The sequence below is a fragment of the Pseudomonas sp. RIT-PI-a genome (genome assembly GCF_001187875.1).
GTDB lineage: Bacteria > Pseudomonadota > Gammaproteobacteria > Pseudomonadales > Pseudomonadaceae > Aquipseudomonas > Aquipseudomonas coleopterorum.
The window spans coordinates 358590-376424 of the sequence record NZ_LGIR01000013.1; the positions used below are offsets into that span (position 1 = coordinate 358590).

A 17835-nucleotide genomic window follows, 5' to 3' on the forward strand; every position below is an offset into this window, starting at 1 on the left:
CAGCCTCACCACTCGAAGATCTTCCATGCCGGGATCAACATGTCCGGCTGGTCGGAGCGGATGAAATTGTCGTCGGTGCCATCGGCGCGCACCAGAAAGTACGGCTTGCCGTGCTTCGGGGTGATCTTGATGGCGTACAGGAAGCCGTTCTGGCGGTACTCCTGAATGGTCTTGTCGCCGTCCTGGCGAATGGTCACGTCCGGATCGGCCGAAGGCGCATCGTCAGCAGCCTGGACCATCAGCGGGCCGCTCAGCAGCAGTGTCGCGAGCAACAGGCGTTTTACATTGCGCATGATAACCTTGTCCCTTTGTTGTCACAGTTCTTGTTGACATGGTTCTTGTGGTCACAGCTCGGGGCATTCTAACGCCGAGCTCGCCGAAAAGGTTGATTCTGCTCATGAGCAAAGCTCCTCTCGTCCTGGTGGACGGTTCCTCCTATCTGTACCGCGCTTTCCACGCTCTGCCGCCGCTGGCCACCTCCAAGGGCATGCCCACGGGCGCCGTGAAGGGCGTGCTGAACATGCTCAAGAGCCTGCGCCGACAGTATCCGGACAGCCCGTTCGCCGTGGTATTCGACGCCAAGGGCGGGACCTTCCGCGATGCCCTGTACGTCGACTACAAGGCCAACCGACCCAGCATGCCCGACGACCTGCGGGTGCAGGTCGAACCCTTGCACGCGGCGGTCCGCGCGCTGGGCTACCCGTTGCTGTGCGTGGACAATGTCGAAGCGGACGACGTGATCGGTACCCTGGCCCGCAGCAGCGCGGCCGCGGATCGGCCGGTGGTCATTTCCACCGGTGACAAGGACATGGCACAGCTGGTCGATGGCCACATCACGCTGGTCAACACCATGACCGGCAGCGTGCTGGACATTGAAGGCGTGAAAGAGAAATTCGGCGTCGGCCCCGAGCACATCATCGATTTTCTGGCCCTGATGGGCGACAAGGTGGACAACATTCCCGGCGTTCCCGGTGTGGGCGAGAAAACCGCTCAAGGCCTGCTCACCGGCATCGGCGGTGGCCTCAAGGAGCTCTACGAGAACCTCGACAAGGTCCCGACCCTGGCCATTCGCGGCGCCAAGTCGTTGCCGGCCAAGCTGGAAGAGCACCGGGCGATGGCCTTTCTTTCGTACGAATTGGCGACCATCAAGATCGACGTGCCGCTGGACGTCGAAGTCGATCAGCTGATGTGCACCGAGCCGGACCGCGACGCCCTGCTGGAAATCTACAGCGAGCTTGAATTCCGCAGCTGGATCGAAGACGTCGAGCGCGACGCCCGGCGCGCCGGTGAGGAACTGGCCCCGGTGCAGGAGCCGGTGGCCGCCATCGAGGTCCGCTACGAGACGATCCTCGATCAGGCCCGTTTCGATGTCTGGCTGGAGAAGCTCGAACAGGCCAGCCTGTTCGCTTTCGATACCGAGACCACCGGCCTGGACGCACAGCGCGCGCAATTGGTGGGCATTTCCTTTGCAGTCGAACCGCACGAAGCGGCCTACATTCCGCTGACCCATTCCTACATGGGCGTGCCCGAGCAGCTCGACCGCGACACCGTGCTGCTGGCGCTCAAGCCGCTGCTCGAAGACCCGCGCAAGCTCAAGGTCGGGCAGCACGCCAAGTACGACATGAACATCCTGGCCAACTGTGCGATTGGCGGCGTGCAGGAAAACGGCATCGAGGTTCGCGGCGTGGCCTTCGACACCATGCTCGAATCCTACGTGCTCGACTCCACCGCGACTCGGCACGACATGGACAGCCTGGCCTTCAAGTACCTGAACCACACCACCATCAAGTTCGCCGACATCGCCGGCAAGGGCGCCAAGCAGCTGACCTTCGACCAGATCGCTCTGGAACAGGCCGGCCCCTACGCCGCCGAAGACGCCGACATCACCCTGCGCCTGCACCAGCTGTTCCAGGCCAAGCTGGACGCCGTGCCTAGCCTCATGCCCGTGCTGCAGGACATCGAAATGCCGCTGGTGCCCGTGCTGGCACGTATCGAGCGCCAAGGCGCACTGGTCGATGCCAAGCTGCTGGGTATCCAGAGCGTGGAGCTGGGCGAAAAGATGGTCGCCCTGGAGCGCGAAGCGTTCGAGATCGCCGGTGAAGAGTTCAACCTGGGCTCGCCCAAGCAGCTGGGGGTGATTCTCTACGAGAAACTCGGTCTGCCGATCATCTCCAAGACGGCCAAGGGCCAGGCTTCCACGGCCGAAGCAGTGCTTGCCGAACTGGCCGAGCAGGATTACCCGCTGCCCAAGGTGCTGATGCAGTACCGCTCGATGAGCAAGCTCAAGAGCACCTACACCGACCGTCTGCCGGAGCAGATCAACCCGCGCACCGGGCGTATCCATACCTCCTACCATCAGGCGGTCGCTGCTACCGGGCGCCTGTCATCCAGTGATCCGAACCTGCAGAACATTCCGATCCGCACCGCCGAAGGCCGCCGCATCCGTCAGGCGTTCATCGCCGCGCCGGGGTATCGTCTGCTGGCTGCCGACTATTCCCAGATCGAACTGCGCATCATGGCCCACCTGGCCAAGGACGAAGGCCTGCTGTATGCCTTCCAGAACGATCTGGACGTGCACCGCGCCACGGCAGCGGAAGTGTTCGGTGTGGACCTGGCTCAGGTCACCACCGACCAGCGGCGCAGCGCCAAGGCGATCAACTTCGGCCTGATCTACGGCATGAGCGCATTCGGTCTGGCCAAGCAGATCGGCGTCGATCGCAAGCAATCGCAGGCCTACATCGATCGCTATTTCGCCCAGTATCCCGGCGTGCTCGAGTACATGGAGCGCACCCGCGCCCAGGCCGCCGAGCAGGGCTTCGTCGAAACCCTGTTCGGCCGTCGGCTGTATGTGCCGGACATCAATGCCAAGAACCCGGCCTTGCGCCGCGGCGCCGAACGCACCGCGATCAACGCCCCGATGCAGGGCACGGCGGCAGACATCATCAAGCGCGCCATGGTCGCCGTGGACACCTGGCTGGCCGACAGCGAGCTGGATGCGCGGGTGATCCTGCAGGTGCACGATGAATTGGTGCTGGAAGTGCGTGAAGATCTGGTCGAACAGATCGGCACCCAGATCCGTCCGCACATGAGCGGCGCTGCGCAGCTCGACGTGCCCCTGCTGGTGGAAGTGGGCGTGGGCTCCAACTGGGACGAGGCGCACTGATTCGACACCGTGTCGGCTGCTTCGCGGCCACTGGCCGCTCCTACACACCGATTTTCCGTAGGAGCGGTCAGTGGCCGCGAACAGGCCTGGCCCGATGCCAGCAATCATGAAACCCTGAACTTCACATGAAACCAACGACTTAGTGCAAATAGTTTGCATCTACCGAGGAACTCCGCCGGCCATCCTCAGTCAGAAATTGGGATTGGCTAGTGAAGCCTTTCGATGCTCCTATGTTGTGTTAAGTGTTGGCAGATATCCGGACCCTCAGCGGTTCGGACCTTGAGCCCCAGACTTCCCCCTCCCCATACGAAGTCCGGGGTTTTTTTTGCCTGGCTTTTCTGTTCAGGCCTCGGCGCTGTCCTTGTCCGGCAACTCCATCCAGCGCGCGAGCACCGTGTAGGCCTCTTCCAGACCCAGACGCTTGGGCGCAGAGAACAACTGGATGCTCACCGCATCGCCCCAGCCCTTGCGAATTTCCGCCTGAACCTTGAGCAGCGTGTTCTTGGCCGCGCCATAGGTCAGCTTGTCGGCCTTGGTCAGCAGAATGTGCATGGGCATGTGGCTGGCCACCGACCAGTCCAGCATCAGAAGGTCGAAGTCGGTCATCGGATGGCGGATGTCCATCATCAGAATCAGCCCCTTGAGGCTTTCACGGCTGCCCAGGTACGCCTCCAGGTGACGCTGCCAGTGCTGCTTGAGCGGGATCGGCACCTTGGCGTAGCCGTAACCCGGCAGGTCGACCAGGCGGCGGTCTTCGTCCAGATTGAAGAAGTTGAGCAACTGCGTGCGGCCCGGGGTTTTCGACGTGCGCGCCAGGCTGGCGTGGGTCAGGGTGTTCAAGGCGCTGGACTTGCCGGCGTTGGAGCGGCCGGCAAACGCGACCTCGAACCCTTCGTCATCGGGGCACTGGTCGACCTTGGCAGCGCTGAGCGAAAAGGTAGCCTGTTGGCACAGGCCCAGGATGGGGTTTTTGAGTTGCATGTGATTTCCGGTAGAGGCAGGGCCCGATGCACAGGCCGCAAGAACGATGCAGCGAAGTATATAGGGCTGGGCAATATGTGGGTGATTTTGCCGGCAATGGCGTGCGCACAGGCATAATGCATCCAGGCCTGCCGTGGGGTACGGCAGGCTGCGAACTTCACCCTGGTTGGATCAGTCGATGAGCGCAATACGTGTGATGGGCCTGCTCGGCGCCCTGCTGGCCAGCGGTGCGGCGAGCGCTGCCGAGCTGGTGGGCGATGGCGCCCGAGGTCAGCCGCTGACGACCCTGTGCGCGGCGTGCCATGGTCCCAGCGGCAACAGCCTGGTGCCGATCTTTCCAGCGTTGGCCGGCCAGGGCGAGCGCTATCTGAACCAGCAGTTGCTGGACATCCGCGACAACCGTCGCGTGGTCCCGGAGATGGCCGGCACGCTGGCCGGCTTCAGCGATCAGGATCTGCTCGACATTGCCAACTGGTACGCCAGCCAGAAGCCGACCCCTGGCGAAGCCCAGGCCGCCGCGCCGCAGCGTGGTCAGGACCTCTATCACGGCGGCGACCTTGCCCTGGGGCTGCCCGCCTGCAGCGCTTGCCACAGCCCGGACGGCGCCGGCGCTGCGCTTGCCGGCTTTCCCCGGCTGGGTGGGCAGCACGCACCCTACCTGATCAAGCGCTTGACCGATTTCCGTCAGGGTGACGACGCTGCGGCGCCGATCATGCATCGGATTGCGGCCAAACTGAACGATGACGATATCGCGGCCCTGGCAGCGTATATCCAGGCGCTACGTTGAAGCCATACGATTCGGGTCAGCATCAGGTCCGCCCTTGCGGTTCGCTCACGCCGTGTTGCATCCATTGCGCAATGAAATTAGCGCAAACGCCCTTCCCGTCTACCCTTTTTTGACATCACTGCCGTTACACTACCCGCCTCCATCAGGCAGGTCCGGTGCTCACACCGATCCGTCCCTTGTATGAAACTGCTCAGGAGTCACGCATGCGTAATCTGATTTTCGGCGCCTTTCTCGTTGTCGCCAGTGCCATGGGCGTTACCGCCCAGGCGGCGGATGTGCCGCTGGAAGCCGGCAAGACCTACGTTCAATTGAGCGCCCCGGTGCCTGTGGCCGAGCCTGGCAAGATCGAAGTCGTTGAAATGTTCTGGTACGGCTGCCCGCACTGCTACGCGTTCGAACCGACCATCAATCCATGGGTCGAGAAGCTGCCGGCCGACGTCAACTTCGTGCGTATTCCTGCCATGTTCGGCGGCCCTTGGGACGCCCATGGCCAGCTGTTCCTGACCCTTGAAGCCATGGGTGTGGAGCACAAGGTCCACAACGCCGTGTTCAACGCCATCCAGAAGGAACACAAGCGCCTGACCGACCCGCAGGAGATGGCCGAATTCGTCGCCACCCAGGGCGTGGACAAGGACAAGTTCCTGCAGACCTTCAACTCCTTCGCCATCAAGGGCCAGATCGCCAAGGCCAAGGAGCTGGCCAAGAAGTACGAGATCTCCGGCGTGCCGACCATGATCGTCAACGGCAAGTATCGCTTCGACCTGGGCACCGCCGGTGGTCCGGAGCAGACCTTGAACGTCGCCGACCAGCTGATCGCCAAGGAACGCGCCGCCGCCAAGTAAACGGCGACACCCGCGATACGACGTTTTCGCAGCGCGCCCATCGCGGGTGGGCGTGAGCTGCAGGTCAACGAGCAGCCCTTGCCATGAGCGACGACAGCCAGCGCTGGAAAGAGAAATACCTGCACAGCATCGACCAGCAGGAAAAGCTCGAGCGGCGCTGGAACGCTCGGCTCGACTTGCTGCGTCGGGGTCTGGTGCGCAGCAGCCTGGCCGCCGAGGGCAGCGACCGCGCGGTGGACGCGTGCATGAAGGAGATGCGCGAAGTACTGCGCGGCGAGGACATGGATGCCAAGCTGGCTGCCTTGATCCCGCGCCTGGAAACCGCAGTGCTGGAGTCCGAACAGCGGCGTCAGTCCCGTGTCGAGCAGATCGGCACCGCACTGGGGGCGCTGGTCACCCAGCTGCAATCGCTACCCTTGCCTCGCGACATCAGCAAACCCTTGAAGAAGCTTGCCCACGGCCTGGAGGAACGCGCCGGCCAGGCACGCGAAATGCCGCTGCTGCTCAGCGAGCTCAGTGGTCTGCAGGAGCGGGCACTCAATACCCTCGACCGACCGTTGCGCGCGCAGCGGGCGGGCTTGCTGCAGCGTCTGTTCGGCAGTCCCGATGCGGTCGATGCGGGCTCGCTCCAGCCCATGCAGGATGCGTCGCCGGTGCCAGACTCGGTGCCTCCAGCAGCTATGGCAAAGCCCGAAGTGCCCGAAGTGCCCGAAGTGGCAGAAGTACAAGAAGCACCGGAAGCACCCCCAGTACAGTTGTCATCCGTTGCCGAGCCTGAGCCCGTTCGCGTTCAACCCGTAGAGCCCCATCCAATCCTGCCCGCTCGCAGCACTGGCACTGTGGAGCCTGTAGTCAGCGATGCCGAGGCCGTCGCATCGCCCGCCATCACCGAGCCGGCCGAACAGCCTGTCGAGGAGCCCCCCGAACAGTCCACCGAGCAGCCCATCGAACAGATGGAAGTGCTCGACGGCGACTTGACCGACGAGCAGGCCTTCTACGCCTTGCCCGCCAGCCTTGAACCGCCCTATAGCAGCGTGGCCAGCCACATCGAAACCACCTTGCTCGAACTGCTGAGCGAATTGACCCTGCCCGAGCGCTACATGGCTCAGGCCCAGGCCATGCATGCGCGCATCCAGCGGGGGCTGAACTGGTACGAGCTGTTGCCGGTGCTGGATGAGCTCGCCATATTGATGCTGGCCGTCAACGACGGCAGCCAGCAGGAATTCGAGCGCTACCTGCAGCAGCTCAATCAACGTCTGGAGAATTTCCAGCGTCAGTTGCAGCTCACCCATGGCGACCATGTCGAGTCGCGCAGTGCCGCCCTGGCGCTGGACGATGTATTGCGCGAACACGTCGACGGTCTGCAGACCAGCATGCGCGGCGCTACCGATATCGATGGCCTCAAGCAAGTGCTGGAAAGCCGCCTCGAAGGCCTGCTGGCCAGCATGGAACAGCACCGTCTGCAGCGTGAGGCCCGCGAGCAGAAAATCGCCGCGCGTCTGCACGGTCTCGGCGAGCGAGTGACCAGCATGGAGCGCGAAGCACTCGATTACCGCGACAAGCTCGAACAGCAGCGCCACAAGGCATTGCTCGACCCGCTCACCGGCTTGCCCAACCGAGCCGCCTGGAACGAGCGGCTGGCGCTGGAGCATGGGCGCCTGCAACAAACCGGCACGGGCTTGCTGCTGGCCATTCTGGACCTGGACCATTTCAAATCGATCAACGACACCTATGGCCATCAGGCCGGCGACAAGGTTCTGAAGATCATCGCCAATGTCCTGCGCAAGGGCCTGCGCGGTGACGATTTCATCGCCCGCTTCGGTGGCGAGGAGTTCGCCCTGCTGATGCCCGGCAGCGATCTGAGCGGCGGCAGTCGCTTGCTCGAACGCCTGCGTGCAGCGGTGGAGCAATGCCCTTTCCATTTCAAGGGCGAGCGCGTCACCGTGACGATGTCTGCCGGTGTGGCAGTGTTCAAATCAGGTGAAAACGCCAGTCAGGTGCTCAAGCGTGCCGACCAGGCGCTGTACCGTGCCAAGGAAGCTGGACGCAACCAGATCGAACAGGCGCCCTGAGCCTGCCTCGAACGTGTACGCAACATTCGGCAACGAGGCGTCATGCATGTCACCTCAATCCGAGCCACCAGCTAGGCTATGCTCACGCTCTTTTCCTACAACCTGCATGTGACCCTCCCATGAAGTTGCTCCTAGTTGCCCTATCTTTGCTGGTGCTGGCCGGTTGCTCGAACGGTTTGAGCATCGACCGCAGTCACCCTTCCGCGAATCACGACAATCGCGTGCAATTCGTGGTGCTGCACTACACCTCGGCCGACGAGGCGCGGTCCCTGCAATTGCTGACCCACGGGGAAGTCAGCAGTCACTACCTGATCGGCGATCGCTCGGCCACGGTCTACCAATTGGTGGACGAGAGCCAGCGTGCCTGGCATGCCGGCGACAGCCAGTGGGATGGCCGGACCTGGCTCAACTCCAGCTCCATCGGCATCGAAATCGTCAACCCCGGCTACAAGGACACCCCGAACGGTCGTGTCTGGTACCCCTACAGCGAAGCGCAGATCCAGGCCGTGATCGCGCTGCTCAAGGATATCGTCCAGCGCAACGGCATCGCCCCGCGCAACATCATCGGCCACAGCGATATCGCCCCGCTGCGCAAGACCGATCCGGGGCCGATGTTTCCCTGGCAGCGCCTGGCCGAGCAGGGCCTGGGCATCTGGCCCGATGCGCAAGCCGTGGCGCGCAATCAGGCGCGTTTCCAGGTCAGCCCGCCAAGCATCTCGTGGTATCAGCAGCAGCTGGCCCGACTGGGTTACAACGTGGTCCAGACCGGCGAACTGGACGTCGCCACACGGCATGTGATCGCCGCCTTCCAGATGCACTTCCGCCCGCAACGCTTCGACGGCGAGCCCGATGCACAAAGCGCCGCGATCCTGCAGGCGCTCAACAGCAGGTAACGATGGATTTCACGTTGATGGGCCCGAAAGCGCGGGCCAATCGCCATCCTGTTGCTATACATTGATGCCCCCGACTGGATGATTCTCGATGGCCGCCGTTTTCCCGCAGCTCCGCAGTCTTCTGTACCGCCCCTGGGCGCTGGCGATGCTCGCCGCACTGGCCAGCGCGCTGTTGCTGTTTGCGGCCAGTTTCGCGTTGATCATGCATCAGCTTCAGCTCAGCGAAAGGCAGCAGATGAATGCCAGCGGCGAACGGTTCCTGGTGCGCCTGGAGCAGGTGTTCGGTCAATTGCGCGAGGGTGTCGATGCGTTGCAGGCGCAACCTGTCCGCCATTGCGGCCCGCAGATGATGGACGCCCTGGAGAAGATCGGCTTCGATAACCGCTTCGTATTCGAGGCCGCGTTCATCGACGGCGCCCAGCGCTGCTCCAATCGCCGTGGCAAGGACGTCGCCAGCCTGAGTCGCCCCCCGGACATCCAGGGTTCCACCTACAGTTATTGGCTCAACACCACTACCCAACGCAATGACAACTGGGCCGCGCTGATGCTCGGACGCGGGCCGTTCCGGGTCTCGACCTCCCGAGGGCACTTGAGCGATGTGGTCGATCTGCCCGCCGGTGGCAGCCTGCTGGTGGTTCTGGATCAGGGCCGCCGGGCGATTCCCGTGCTCGGCTCCGAGCAGCCCTGGCCGCCGGCCTCGGGCTGGCGCGCCGACGCGGTCGATGCCCTGCAGGTAACGTCGGACCGGCTGATCTACCGCATGTCCACCAAGTCTCCGGACTTTCAGTTGGTGCTGATTGCGCCGCGCAGCAAGGAACTGCCGATATTCAATACCCTATTGTGGCTGCTGTTTCCGGTCAGCCTGGTGGTGGCCCTGTGCATTGGCTGGCTGGTCCTGCAACTGATCACTCAGCGCCGCTCGATGGGTGGCGAGTTGCACGGTGCGTTGCGTCGCGGGGAACTGCAGGTGCTCTACCAGCCGATCTTCGATCTGAGCAATCGGCGCTGTGTCGGTGCCGAGGCCTTGGTACGCTGGCGCCGACCCGACGGTACCCTCACCAGCCCGGAGCTGTTCATTCCATTGGCCGAGCACAGCGGGCAGATCCGGCAGATCACCGACTTCGTCCTGCAGCAGTCGCTGGAGCAGCTCAGCCACCTGTTGCGAGCCAATCCGCACCTGTACATCTCGGTGAACCTGGCCGCGTGCGACGTCACCGTGCCGCGTATCGGTGAGGTGGTGGCCCAACTGCTGGCGATCTATCGCGTGGCGCCCGAGCAGATCGCCTTCGAGGTCACCGAACGTTCCCTGATCGACGTCGACGTGGCGCGCGAAAACCTTCAAGCTCTTCGCGATGTCGGTCATACGGTATTGATCGATGATTTCGGCACCGGCTACTGCAGCCTGGCCTACCTGCAAAGCCTGCCCGTGGACTGCCTGAAAATCGACAAGGCGTTCATCGACGCCCTGGGCGATGACGCTGAAAGCAGTGGTGTGGCACCCCACATCATTCGCATGGCCCATGCCCTGGATCTGCGCGTGATCGCCGAGGGCATCGAGCACGAGGCCCAGGCGTTGTTGCTCGAAAGCGAAGGCGTCGACTACGGTCAGGGTTGGCTGTTTGCACAGGCGTTGAATGCGCGCCAGTTCAAGGAACTGATCACCAAGGGCCGGCGCCGCGCTGGCCGGCGTGCGGGCGACGAAGCCTGAGCGCGGACAGCGCTCGGGACGTCCGCCTAGATCGACAGGGTCATGTAGAACTGGGTACCTTGACCAGGCCGTGAATAGACGCCCATGCGGCCACCGTGAAGTTGCACGATTTCCTTGCACAGCGCCAGGCCCAGACCGGCTCCGCCCTTCTTGCGGCCCACCTGCACGAAAGGCTCGAAGATCCGCCCCTGCTGGCCGTAGGCGATGCCTTCGCCGTTGTCTTCGACGCTGATGATCACCCGCTCGGCATGGCGACGTGCCTGCAGGCGGATGTGACCGTTTTCCGCGGTATGTCGCAGGGCATTTTCCAGCAGGTTGTCCAGCACCCGATCCAGCTGCCCTGCATCCACGTGCAGGCGCGGCAGGCCTTCGGTCAGCTCGACGGTCAGCGTAATGCCCAGTTCATGGGCACGGCTGGCGAAACGCTCGTAGGCGCGTTGCAGCAGGTCATCCAGCGCACACGGGGCCAATACCAGCTTCTGCAGACCATTCTGGTAGCGAGAGAAGTTGAGCAGGTCATTGATCAACTGCATCAAGCGCTGCATTTCTTCGTTCACCGTCATGAGCAGGTCCGCCTCGCGGCTCTGCTCGGGAAAATGCACGCGCTCCTGCAACAGCCCGAAGGCCATGTGCATGCCCGTCACCGGCGTACGCAGTTCGTGGGAGGCACGCAGGACGAACTCGCTGCGCACGCGCGCGAAGGCGCGCTGCTCGGTCACATCGTGCAGCACCATGACCGCACCAAGGATATTGCCCTGGGTGTGGGTCACAGGCGTCAGGCTGTACGACAGCAGCCGCGCCTCTCCATCGACATCGAAACTCAGGTCGTCCAGCGCACGTTCCATGCTGCCGCCGCGCAGGATCAGGTTCAGCTGCTCGTCCAGGTCCGGTCTGCCCAGCGCCTCACCCAGACCCAGGCCCAGACGATGGTCTTCCCAGCCCAGCTGACGCTGCGCCACCGGGTTCAAATGCTCCAACTGACCTTGCCGATCAATCATCAGCAAGCCGTCGTCGATACTGTCGAGCACCGCCTGCAACCGTTGCTGACCGGCGCGAAGCTCATCGACGTTAGTCGCCTGGTGCTGGCGCAACGCGTGGGCCATGGTGCCGAAGCGGCTGGCCAGCCGATTCAGTTCAGCCGCCGGTGACACCGGCAGTTGCACGTCGAAGTTGCCCTGACTGATATCGTCTGCGGCCTTGGCCAAGGCTTCGATGGGTTCACCGAAACGGCGGGCGATACCGTGCGCGGTGAAGTAGCCGACGATGAGCACCGCCAGCCCCACCAGGCCGAGCAGGCCCGACACCCACATCGCTCGTTGGTGAGACTCGTGCTCCAGCGCCGCGATGCTCTGCAAGGTGCCTTTGTAAGAGTCGATCAAACCGGTGCGCAAGGTATTGAACGCCTGGCTCAAGGGCGGGTTCTGGCTCAGCGGCAAGTGTTGCGTGGCCGTGGCGCGGTATTGCGCGACGAAGGTCTGGAAGTTTTCGGCGGACTGCAGAAAGCCATAGTGGGCACTGTGGCTTTGCTCGTGCGCAATGCCTTCATCGAGCAACGCCTGAAACTGCTGCTGTGCCTGAGCGATGCCCGCTGCGTTCGGGTTCGCGTCCAGCATCATGACCAGTTGATCGCCCAGGTTCTGGCGCATCTTGAGCCCCAGGTCCAGGGTGGTGAAATGGCTGCGCAGCATGCTTTCCTGCGAAGCAGCCATCTGCATCACGCTGACGAGACCCAGCACCAACCCCAGCAACGCGACGGTAATCAGCGCCGAAATGCTGAGAAACAGCCGGGTATGCAGCTTCATGGCCAGTTTCATAGGTTGTACTGTTTACGTTTGCGGTAAAGCGTCGAGGCGTCGATGCCTAGGGTCTTGGCGGCCTGATCCAGGGTATCGCTGGTGGCCAGCACCGCACCGATGTGGGCTTTCTCCAATTCGTCCAGACTCAGCGCGGCACCGATGCGCGGCGCATTGTTGGCAGGCTGCTCGGCCATGCCCAGATGGCTGACCTCGACGCGCTCCTGGGGGCAGATGATGCTGGCCCGTTCGATCACGTTGCGCAGCTCACGAATGTTGCCCGGCCAGCGGTAATTGAGCAGAGCGGCGCGAGCCTCTTCGCTGAAGCCACGGGCAGGCCGCGCGTATTCCTTGACGAAGCGCGCCAGGAAACGATCGGCCAGGGTGAGAATGTCCTCGCTGCGTTCGCGCAGTGGTGGCAGGTGCAAGGTAATCACGTTCAGGCGATACAGCAGGTCTTCGCGAAAACGTCCCTCGCGAACCATGTCTTCGAGGTTGAGGTTGGTCGCCGCCAGAATGCGCACGTCGGCCCGACGCGTGACCGGGTCACCCACCCTTTCGTATTCCTTGTCCTGGATGAAACGCAGCAACTTGGGTTGCAACGTCAGGGGAAAGTCGCCGATCTCATCGAGGAACAGCGTGCCGCCGTCGGCTTGGTTGACGCGGCCCAGGGTGCTTTCACTGGCGCCGGTGAATGCGCCTCGGCTGTGGCCGAACAGTTCGCTCTCCATCAGCTCGGCGGTCAGGGACGGACAGTTGATGGTCACGCAGCTTTTCTTGGCGCGTTTGCTCCAGCCATGGATGGCCCGTGCCAGTTCGCCCTTGCCGGTCCCCGACTCGCCGAGGATCAGAATGTTGGCATCGGTGACCGCCACCTGACGCGCGGTTTCCAGCACGACCATCATCGCCGGGCTGTGCGAGTCCAGGCCGTCCTTGGGCTTGCGCACCTCGCCTTCGAGTGCCTCGAGGCGTGCCGAGAGTTGGCGTACCTCAAGCTGCTTGGCGGTCGCAAGACGCAACTGATCAGGGCTGCAGGGCTTGACCAGATAGTCGGCAGCACCGGCCTGGATCGCGTCCACGGCAGTATCCACCGCCGAATGCGCGGTAACGATCACGACGCGCATCCAGGGCGCCTGCACGCGCATCTGCGCCAGGACATCGAGGCCGTTGTCTTCGCCCAGGCGCAGGTCGAGGAAGCACAGATCGAAGACCTGACGCTGCATCAGGGTATCCGCCTGGTTGGCGCTGTTGGCCGTCGCGACGCTGTAGCCTTCGTCTTCCAGGCAATAGCGGAAGGTACGCAGGATGGCCGACTCATCGTCGACCAGCAGAATGCGGCCTTTATGCTCCGTGCCAGATTCCATTTTCCTACGCTCCTTAGAGAAATTTCTTGGTTGATCCCGGAAAGATCGGGCAGCTTGCATGGTCAATTCTGATTGATTCGGCAGGCTGCATGGTAGCTATTCGCTCATGACATTTCTAACTGTATGAAATGTCTGAGCTTTCAGTAGGTAAAAAGTTTGGCATGTGCCTTGCGATAATCAGCTGTTTGTCTTGAATTGGAGGAGAGTACGAATGCGCAGCTTCAAACGACTCACGTTGGCGAGCGTCATCGCAGGCCTGGTCAGCCTTTCGTCGTTGGCCGCAGCGGCCCCCGCCAGTCTCGATCAGCAATTGCAGGCGGCCCGGCAAGAGGGCTCGATCTGGACGGCATTGGCCTTGAATCGCCAGCTCAACGGCTTCGAGTTCGGCGTGAAGGTCGACCAAGGTACCGCCACCCTGACAGGCGCCGTGGAAGACGAAGTCGACCGCGAGCTGGCCGAGCAGGTAGCGCTCAATACCCAAGGTATCGACAAGGTCGACAACCGTCTCACCTTGAATCCGGAGTTGGTTGAGCACGTCAATCAACGGCAGCAGTTCGCGCAACATCTGGAAGACGCCACGCTCACGGCAATCATCAAGTCCAAGCTGCTGTGGAACACCAGCACTCAGGCATTGGACATCGTGGTCAGCACGGCTGATGGCGTCGTCACGCTCAAAGGCCAGGCACAGACGGCCGACGCGAAACAGTTGGCAGGCACCCTGGCGACCAATACCGATGGCGTCTACCAGGTGAACAATCTGATCAGCCTCGGCGCGGCGGATACGGCTACCACGCGTGCCGAGACCCAGGCGAAGAAAACCGAGGAAGCGCTGAGTGATACGTGGGTCACCAGCAAGATCAAGGCGAGCCTGCTACTCAATCGCGATCTCGACGGGCTGAGCATCGACGTGGAGACCCGTACCGGTATGGTCACGCTCAAGGGCGATGTCGCCAGCTCCGAGCAGAAAACCCTGGCGGTCGAGGTTGCGCGCAACATTCGCGGTGTCCGCGGAGTTGATGCCGATCTGCTGAAAATATCCAAGCCCATTATCTGATCGTGCAAATAGCCCGACCTCGACGGGCTCATCGTGCAGGTTGCTACCCAACGGCAATCTTAATTGTCTATAAGTAACTGATTTAAAAGGTAATTGTTGGAATAAAAAGGTTGGCATGCAGGCTGCAATATCCGTATCAAGATTACACGTACAGCCGCCATCCAAGTTCAAGGAGTTACCGGATGAACCGTCCTCAAGCCGCTCAAGCGTCCGCCCTGTCCCAATCGATGCGCCAAGCATTGTTCTTGGTCCTGGCCGCTTTTGTGACGTTGTTGGCGGTTCAGCAGTATGCAAGCTGGGCAGCCTCGCAGCAGCAGGAGCTTCTCCTGCCGCCTCAAGAGCGTCTTGTCGATACGGCTCATCTCAATCCTGCCAGCGCGCACTGGGTGGGCTACAAGCAATCCGGAAACATCGAACGCGTACAAACCAGCGAACCGGTTGAACACATTCGCAGTTGGGTGTTCTGAGCTTGGGTAACGCATCTGATCAACAGATAAAACACGACAAATCGTAAAGGAGATACACCATGCTGAGTTGGGCAGTCACATTCCTGATCATCGCCATCATCGCCGCCGTTCTGGGCTTCGGTGGTATCGCCGGCACCGCAGCAGGCATCGCCAAGATCCTGTTCGTCGTATTCCTGGTGCTGTTCGTCGTTTCGTTCATTTTCGGCCGTCGCGGTCGAGGCTGACCATGACCAGCGTGACCCTCAAGGGTATAGCCATGGCGCTGTCGCTGGTCGGCAGCAGCATGGCGATGGCCGCCAATGACGGTCAGAACCGAGTCAGTGAAATTCTGAGCTCGGGTGCCGAATACCGTGACACCTGGCAGTCAGTGATCAAATCCGAAGAACGCGTGCCGGATTGGATCATCAATCTGTCCGGCGTTTCGACAGAGCAGATGACTGCCGTCGCCGAAGATAGCGACAACTATCTGGTGGGCCCGCTGTGCGAGACCGCCGACAGCTGCAAGAGTGGTCGATTGTTGGTGGCATTCAGCATGGACAAGGAAGATGCCTACGCCTTGTACGTTCAGGTGCCAGCAGGCTTGCCCGCTGACAAGTCGCCCACGCGTCACGCCACCTATCGCTTTCTCGGCAAGCCTGATGAAGGTATGCAGCAGATGTTGATGGAGCAGTTGAAGAAAGACCCTAACTGGTACTGACTTCCTGATTGGCGTGGCATGCAGCGCAAGTAGCGCAACGTGGTATGGATTTACAGATTGGGCCAGGTCTACCCGGCCCGAATGGTCGGCACTCAGAAGGTGTCGGTCATGACCATGGGGTCGGGTTGTTCTGAATGCAGTTGGTTCGGAGTGACCTAGGGGTACAGGGAGGACCTCCGAACCGGGCCGGGTCAGGCAACAGCTGCTGCGCAAGCCATGTACGACCATTGCGTACCCTGGCTTGCGCAGAGCCTATACAGGCGAACTTGGCTGCCTTTCATCTTGTTTCATACTTTTCCTACATTCTTGACTGCGTGTTCGGTTTCTCGAACGCAATGGGTCATGCCGCCTTATCAATCCGTTGAAACCTCCCGAATCGCCTGTCATGACCAGTCGTCTATCCGAACGAAGGCGTTTGCGTCATAAATCCACTCGATTACATTATGCCGATTCTGCATGGGGTAGTCGTTTCCGGCATTAGACGCTGCTGCAACGCATCGGAATAGTTGCGCCTTTTTTCGTTCGCCAAAGCGCTTCGCTACGGGCGGCGAAGCCTCTACGGAGGGCCGCTCGGTTTCCGCGCGGCGCTCACGAGTTGACTTGGAAAAAGGGTAACGACATGAAGAAGGCAAAACTGAGCCTCGCTTGGCAGATACTCATCGGCTTGGTACTAGGTATCGCACTGGGTGCATTGCTCAATCATTTCAGCGCCGAGAAGGCCTGGTGGATCAGCAACATCCTGCAGCCGGCAGGGGATATCTTCATCCGCCTGATCAAGATGATCGTGATCCCTATTGTGATCTCGTCGCTGATCGTCGGCATCGCCGGGGTTGGTGATGCGAAAAAGCTGGGCCGCATCGGCGTCAAGACCATCCTCTACTTCGAGGTGGTGACGACGGTGGCCATTCTGGTCGGCCTGGGTCTGGCCAATCTGTTCCAGCCCGGTGTGGGCATCGACATGAGTACCCTGGGTACCGTGGACATCTCGCAGTACCAGAAGACTACGGCCGAGGTGCAGCATGACCATGCGTTCGTGGCCACGCTCCTCAACCTGATTCCCTCCAATGTGTTCGCCTCGATCGTGCGCGGCGACATGCTGCCGATCATTTTTTTCTCGGTGTTGTTCGGCCTTGGCCTGTCGAGCCTGCCCAGCGAGACACGCGAGCCGTTGGTGAAGGTCTTCCAGGGCGTATCGGAAACCATGTTCAAGGTCACGCACATGATCATGAACTACGCCCCCATCGGGGTCTTCGCCCTGATTGCAGTGACGGTGGCCAACTTCGGCTTCGCTTCGCTGCTGCCCCTGGCCAAGCTGGTGGTGCTGGTCTACGTGGCGATCCTGTTCTTCGCCATCGTCGTGCTGGGCCTGATTGCACGCCTGTTCGGCTTTTCGGTCTTCAAGCTGTTCCGGATCTTCAAGGATGAACTGGTGCTGGCGTATTCCACGGCCAGTTCCGAAACCGTGTTGCCGCGGGTGATCGAGAAGATGGAAGCGTATGGTGCGCCGAAGGCCATCAGCAGCTTCGTGGTCCCGACCGGGTACTCGTTCAACCTCGATGGCTCGACCCTCTATCAAAGCATCGCTGCGCTGTTCATCGCCCAGCTGTATGGCATCGACCTGTCGATCGGGCAACAGCTGATGCTGGTGCTGACCTTGATGGTGACCTCCAAAGGCATCGCCGGCGTGCCGGGCGTGTCGTTCGTGGTCCTGCTGGCAACACTGGGCAGTGTCGGCATCCCCCTCGAAGGCCTGGCCTTCATCGCCGGCGTCGACCGCATCATGGACATGGCCCGCACCGCGCTCAACGTGATCGGCAATGCCTTGGCAGTGCTGGTGATCTCGCGCTGGGAAGGCATGTACGACGATGCCAAGGGCGAGCGCTACTGGAACTCCCTGCCGCATTGGCGCAACAAGGAGCGCGTCGCTTCCTGACACAGCTCGCGCCGCAGCTACATGAAACTGTGGGAGCGGGCTCTGCCCGCGAAGGGCTCACAACCGCTATAGGTGCCTGCC

General features: G+C 61.7%; 15 protein-coding genes. 11 read left to right on the forward strand and 4 right to left on the reverse strand.

Annotation, left to right across the window (positions count from 1 at the left end; genetic code table 11):
• Positions 1-5 precede the first annotated feature (5 nt).
• Positions 6-293 (reverse strand): DUF2782 domain-containing protein, encoded by a 288-nt coding sequence (locus AC788_RS10150; RefSeq protein WP_049860515.1) that lies wholly within the window; start codon positions 291-293, stop codon positions 6-8.
• Positions 294-397: 104 nt separating this feature from the next.
• On the opposite strand from AC788_RS10150, the gene polA reads away from it, so the two are divergent.
• Positions 398-3163, forward strand: coding sequence for a DNA polymerase I (gene polA, locus AC788_RS10155; protein WP_049860516.1), 2766 nt, complete (start codon positions 398-400; stop codon positions 3161-3163).
• A 342-nt stretch (positions 3164-3505) separates the two neighbouring features.
• On the opposite strand, the gene yihA is transcribed toward polA, so the two are convergent.
• Positions 3506-4144 carry a ribosome biogenesis GTP-binding protein YihA/YsxC gene (gene yihA / locus AC788_RS10160; protein ID WP_049860517.1) on the reverse strand — a complete coding sequence of 213 codons (639 nt, stop codon included), beginning with the start codon at positions 4142-4144 and terminating at the stop codon, positions 3506-3508.
• A gap of 178 nt (positions 4145-4322) precedes the next feature.
• On the opposite strand from yihA, the gene AC788_RS10165 reads away from it, so the two are divergent.
• The 5 genes from AC788_RS10165 (at position 4323) to AC788_RS10185 (ending at position 10446) form a co-directional block, all read left to right on the forward strand.
• Positions 4323-4931 carry a c-type cytochrome gene (locus AC788_RS10165; RefSeq protein ID WP_049860518.1) on the forward strand — a complete coding sequence of 203 codons (609 nt, stop codon included), beginning with the start codon at positions 4323-4325 and terminating at the stop codon, positions 4929-4931.
• Positions 4932-5134: 203 nt separating this feature from the next.
• Complete coding sequence (locus AC788_RS10170; protein WP_049860519.1) at positions 5135-5773, forward strand: thiol:disulfide interchange protein DsbA/DsbL; 639 nt, start codon at positions 5135-5137, stop codon at positions 5771-5773.
• An 83-nt stretch (positions 5774-5856) separates the two neighbouring features.
• On the forward strand, positions 5857-7845 hold the full coding sequence (locus tag AC788_RS10175; RefSeq protein WP_049860520.1) for a diguanylate cyclase: 1989 nt from the start codon (positions 5857-5859) through the stop codon (positions 7843-7845).
• Positions 7846-7964: 119 nt separating this feature from the next.
• The gene (locus AC788_RS10180) at positions 7965-8738 is read left to right on the forward strand and encodes an N-acetylmuramoyl-L-alanine amidase (RefSeq protein ID WP_049860521.1); all 774 of its coding nucleotides are present in this window, start codon (positions 7965-7967) and stop codon (positions 8736-8738) included.
• A gap of 88 nt (positions 8739-8826) precedes the next feature.
• A complete protein-coding gene (locus AC788_RS10185) occupies positions 8827-10446 on the forward strand; it encodes an EAL domain-containing protein (RefSeq protein ID WP_049860522.1) in 1620 nt (539 codons plus the stop codon).
• A 26-nt stretch (positions 10447-10472) separates the two neighbouring features.
• Here the strand turns inward: AC788_RS10185 and AC788_RS10190 are convergent, their stop codons facing one another.
• Both AC788_RS10190 and algB read right to left on the reverse strand, forming a co-directional pair.
• Positions 10473-12260 carry a KinB sensor domain-containing domain gene (locus AC788_RS10190; protein WP_049860523.1) on the reverse strand — a complete coding sequence of 596 codons (1788 nt, stop codon included), beginning with the start codon at positions 12258-12260 and terminating at the stop codon, positions 10473-10475.
• A complete protein-coding gene (gene algB, locus AC788_RS10195) occupies positions 12257-13603 on the reverse strand; it encodes a sigma-54-dependent response regulator transcription factor AlgB (RefSeq protein WP_049860524.1) in 1347 nt (448 codons plus the stop codon). The genes AC788_RS10190 and algB overlap by 4 nt, the downstream gene beginning before the upstream one ends.
• A gap of 211 nt (positions 13604-13814) precedes the next feature.
• Between algB and AC788_RS10200 the strand changes: the two genes are divergently transcribed.
• The 5 genes from AC788_RS10200 to gltP all read left to right on the forward strand — a co-directional run bounded on the left by AC788_RS10200 (position 13815) and on the right by gltP (position 17754).
• Complete coding sequence (locus AC788_RS10200) at positions 13815-14657, forward strand: BON domain-containing protein (protein ID WP_049860525.1); 843 nt, start codon at positions 13815-13817, stop codon at positions 14655-14657.
• Between the two features lie 182 nt (positions 14658-14839).
• Entirely contained in the window at positions 14840-15124 is a 285-nt protein-coding gene (locus AC788_RS10205) for a hypothetical protein (protein ID WP_049860526.1), read from the forward strand.
• A gap of 59 nt (positions 15125-15183) precedes the next feature.
• A complete protein-coding gene (locus AC788_RS21330) occupies positions 15184-15348 on the forward strand; it encodes a DUF1328 domain-containing protein (RefSeq protein ID WP_043191899.1) in 165 nt (54 codons plus the stop codon).
• 2 nt (positions 15349-15350) lie between these two features.
• The gene (locus AC788_RS10210; protein ID WP_049860527.1) at positions 15351-15821 is read left to right on the forward strand and encodes an inhibitor of vertebrate lysozyme family protein; all 471 of its coding nucleotides are present in this window, start codon (positions 15351-15353) and stop codon (positions 15819-15821) included.
• Between the two features lie 619 nt (positions 15822-16440).
• Positions 16441-17754 (forward strand): glutamate/aspartate:proton symporter GltP, encoded by a 1314-nt coding sequence (gene gltP / locus AC788_RS10215; protein ID WP_049860528.1) that lies wholly within the window; start codon positions 16441-16443, stop codon positions 17752-17754.
• Positions 17755-17835: the final 81 nt, after the last annotated feature.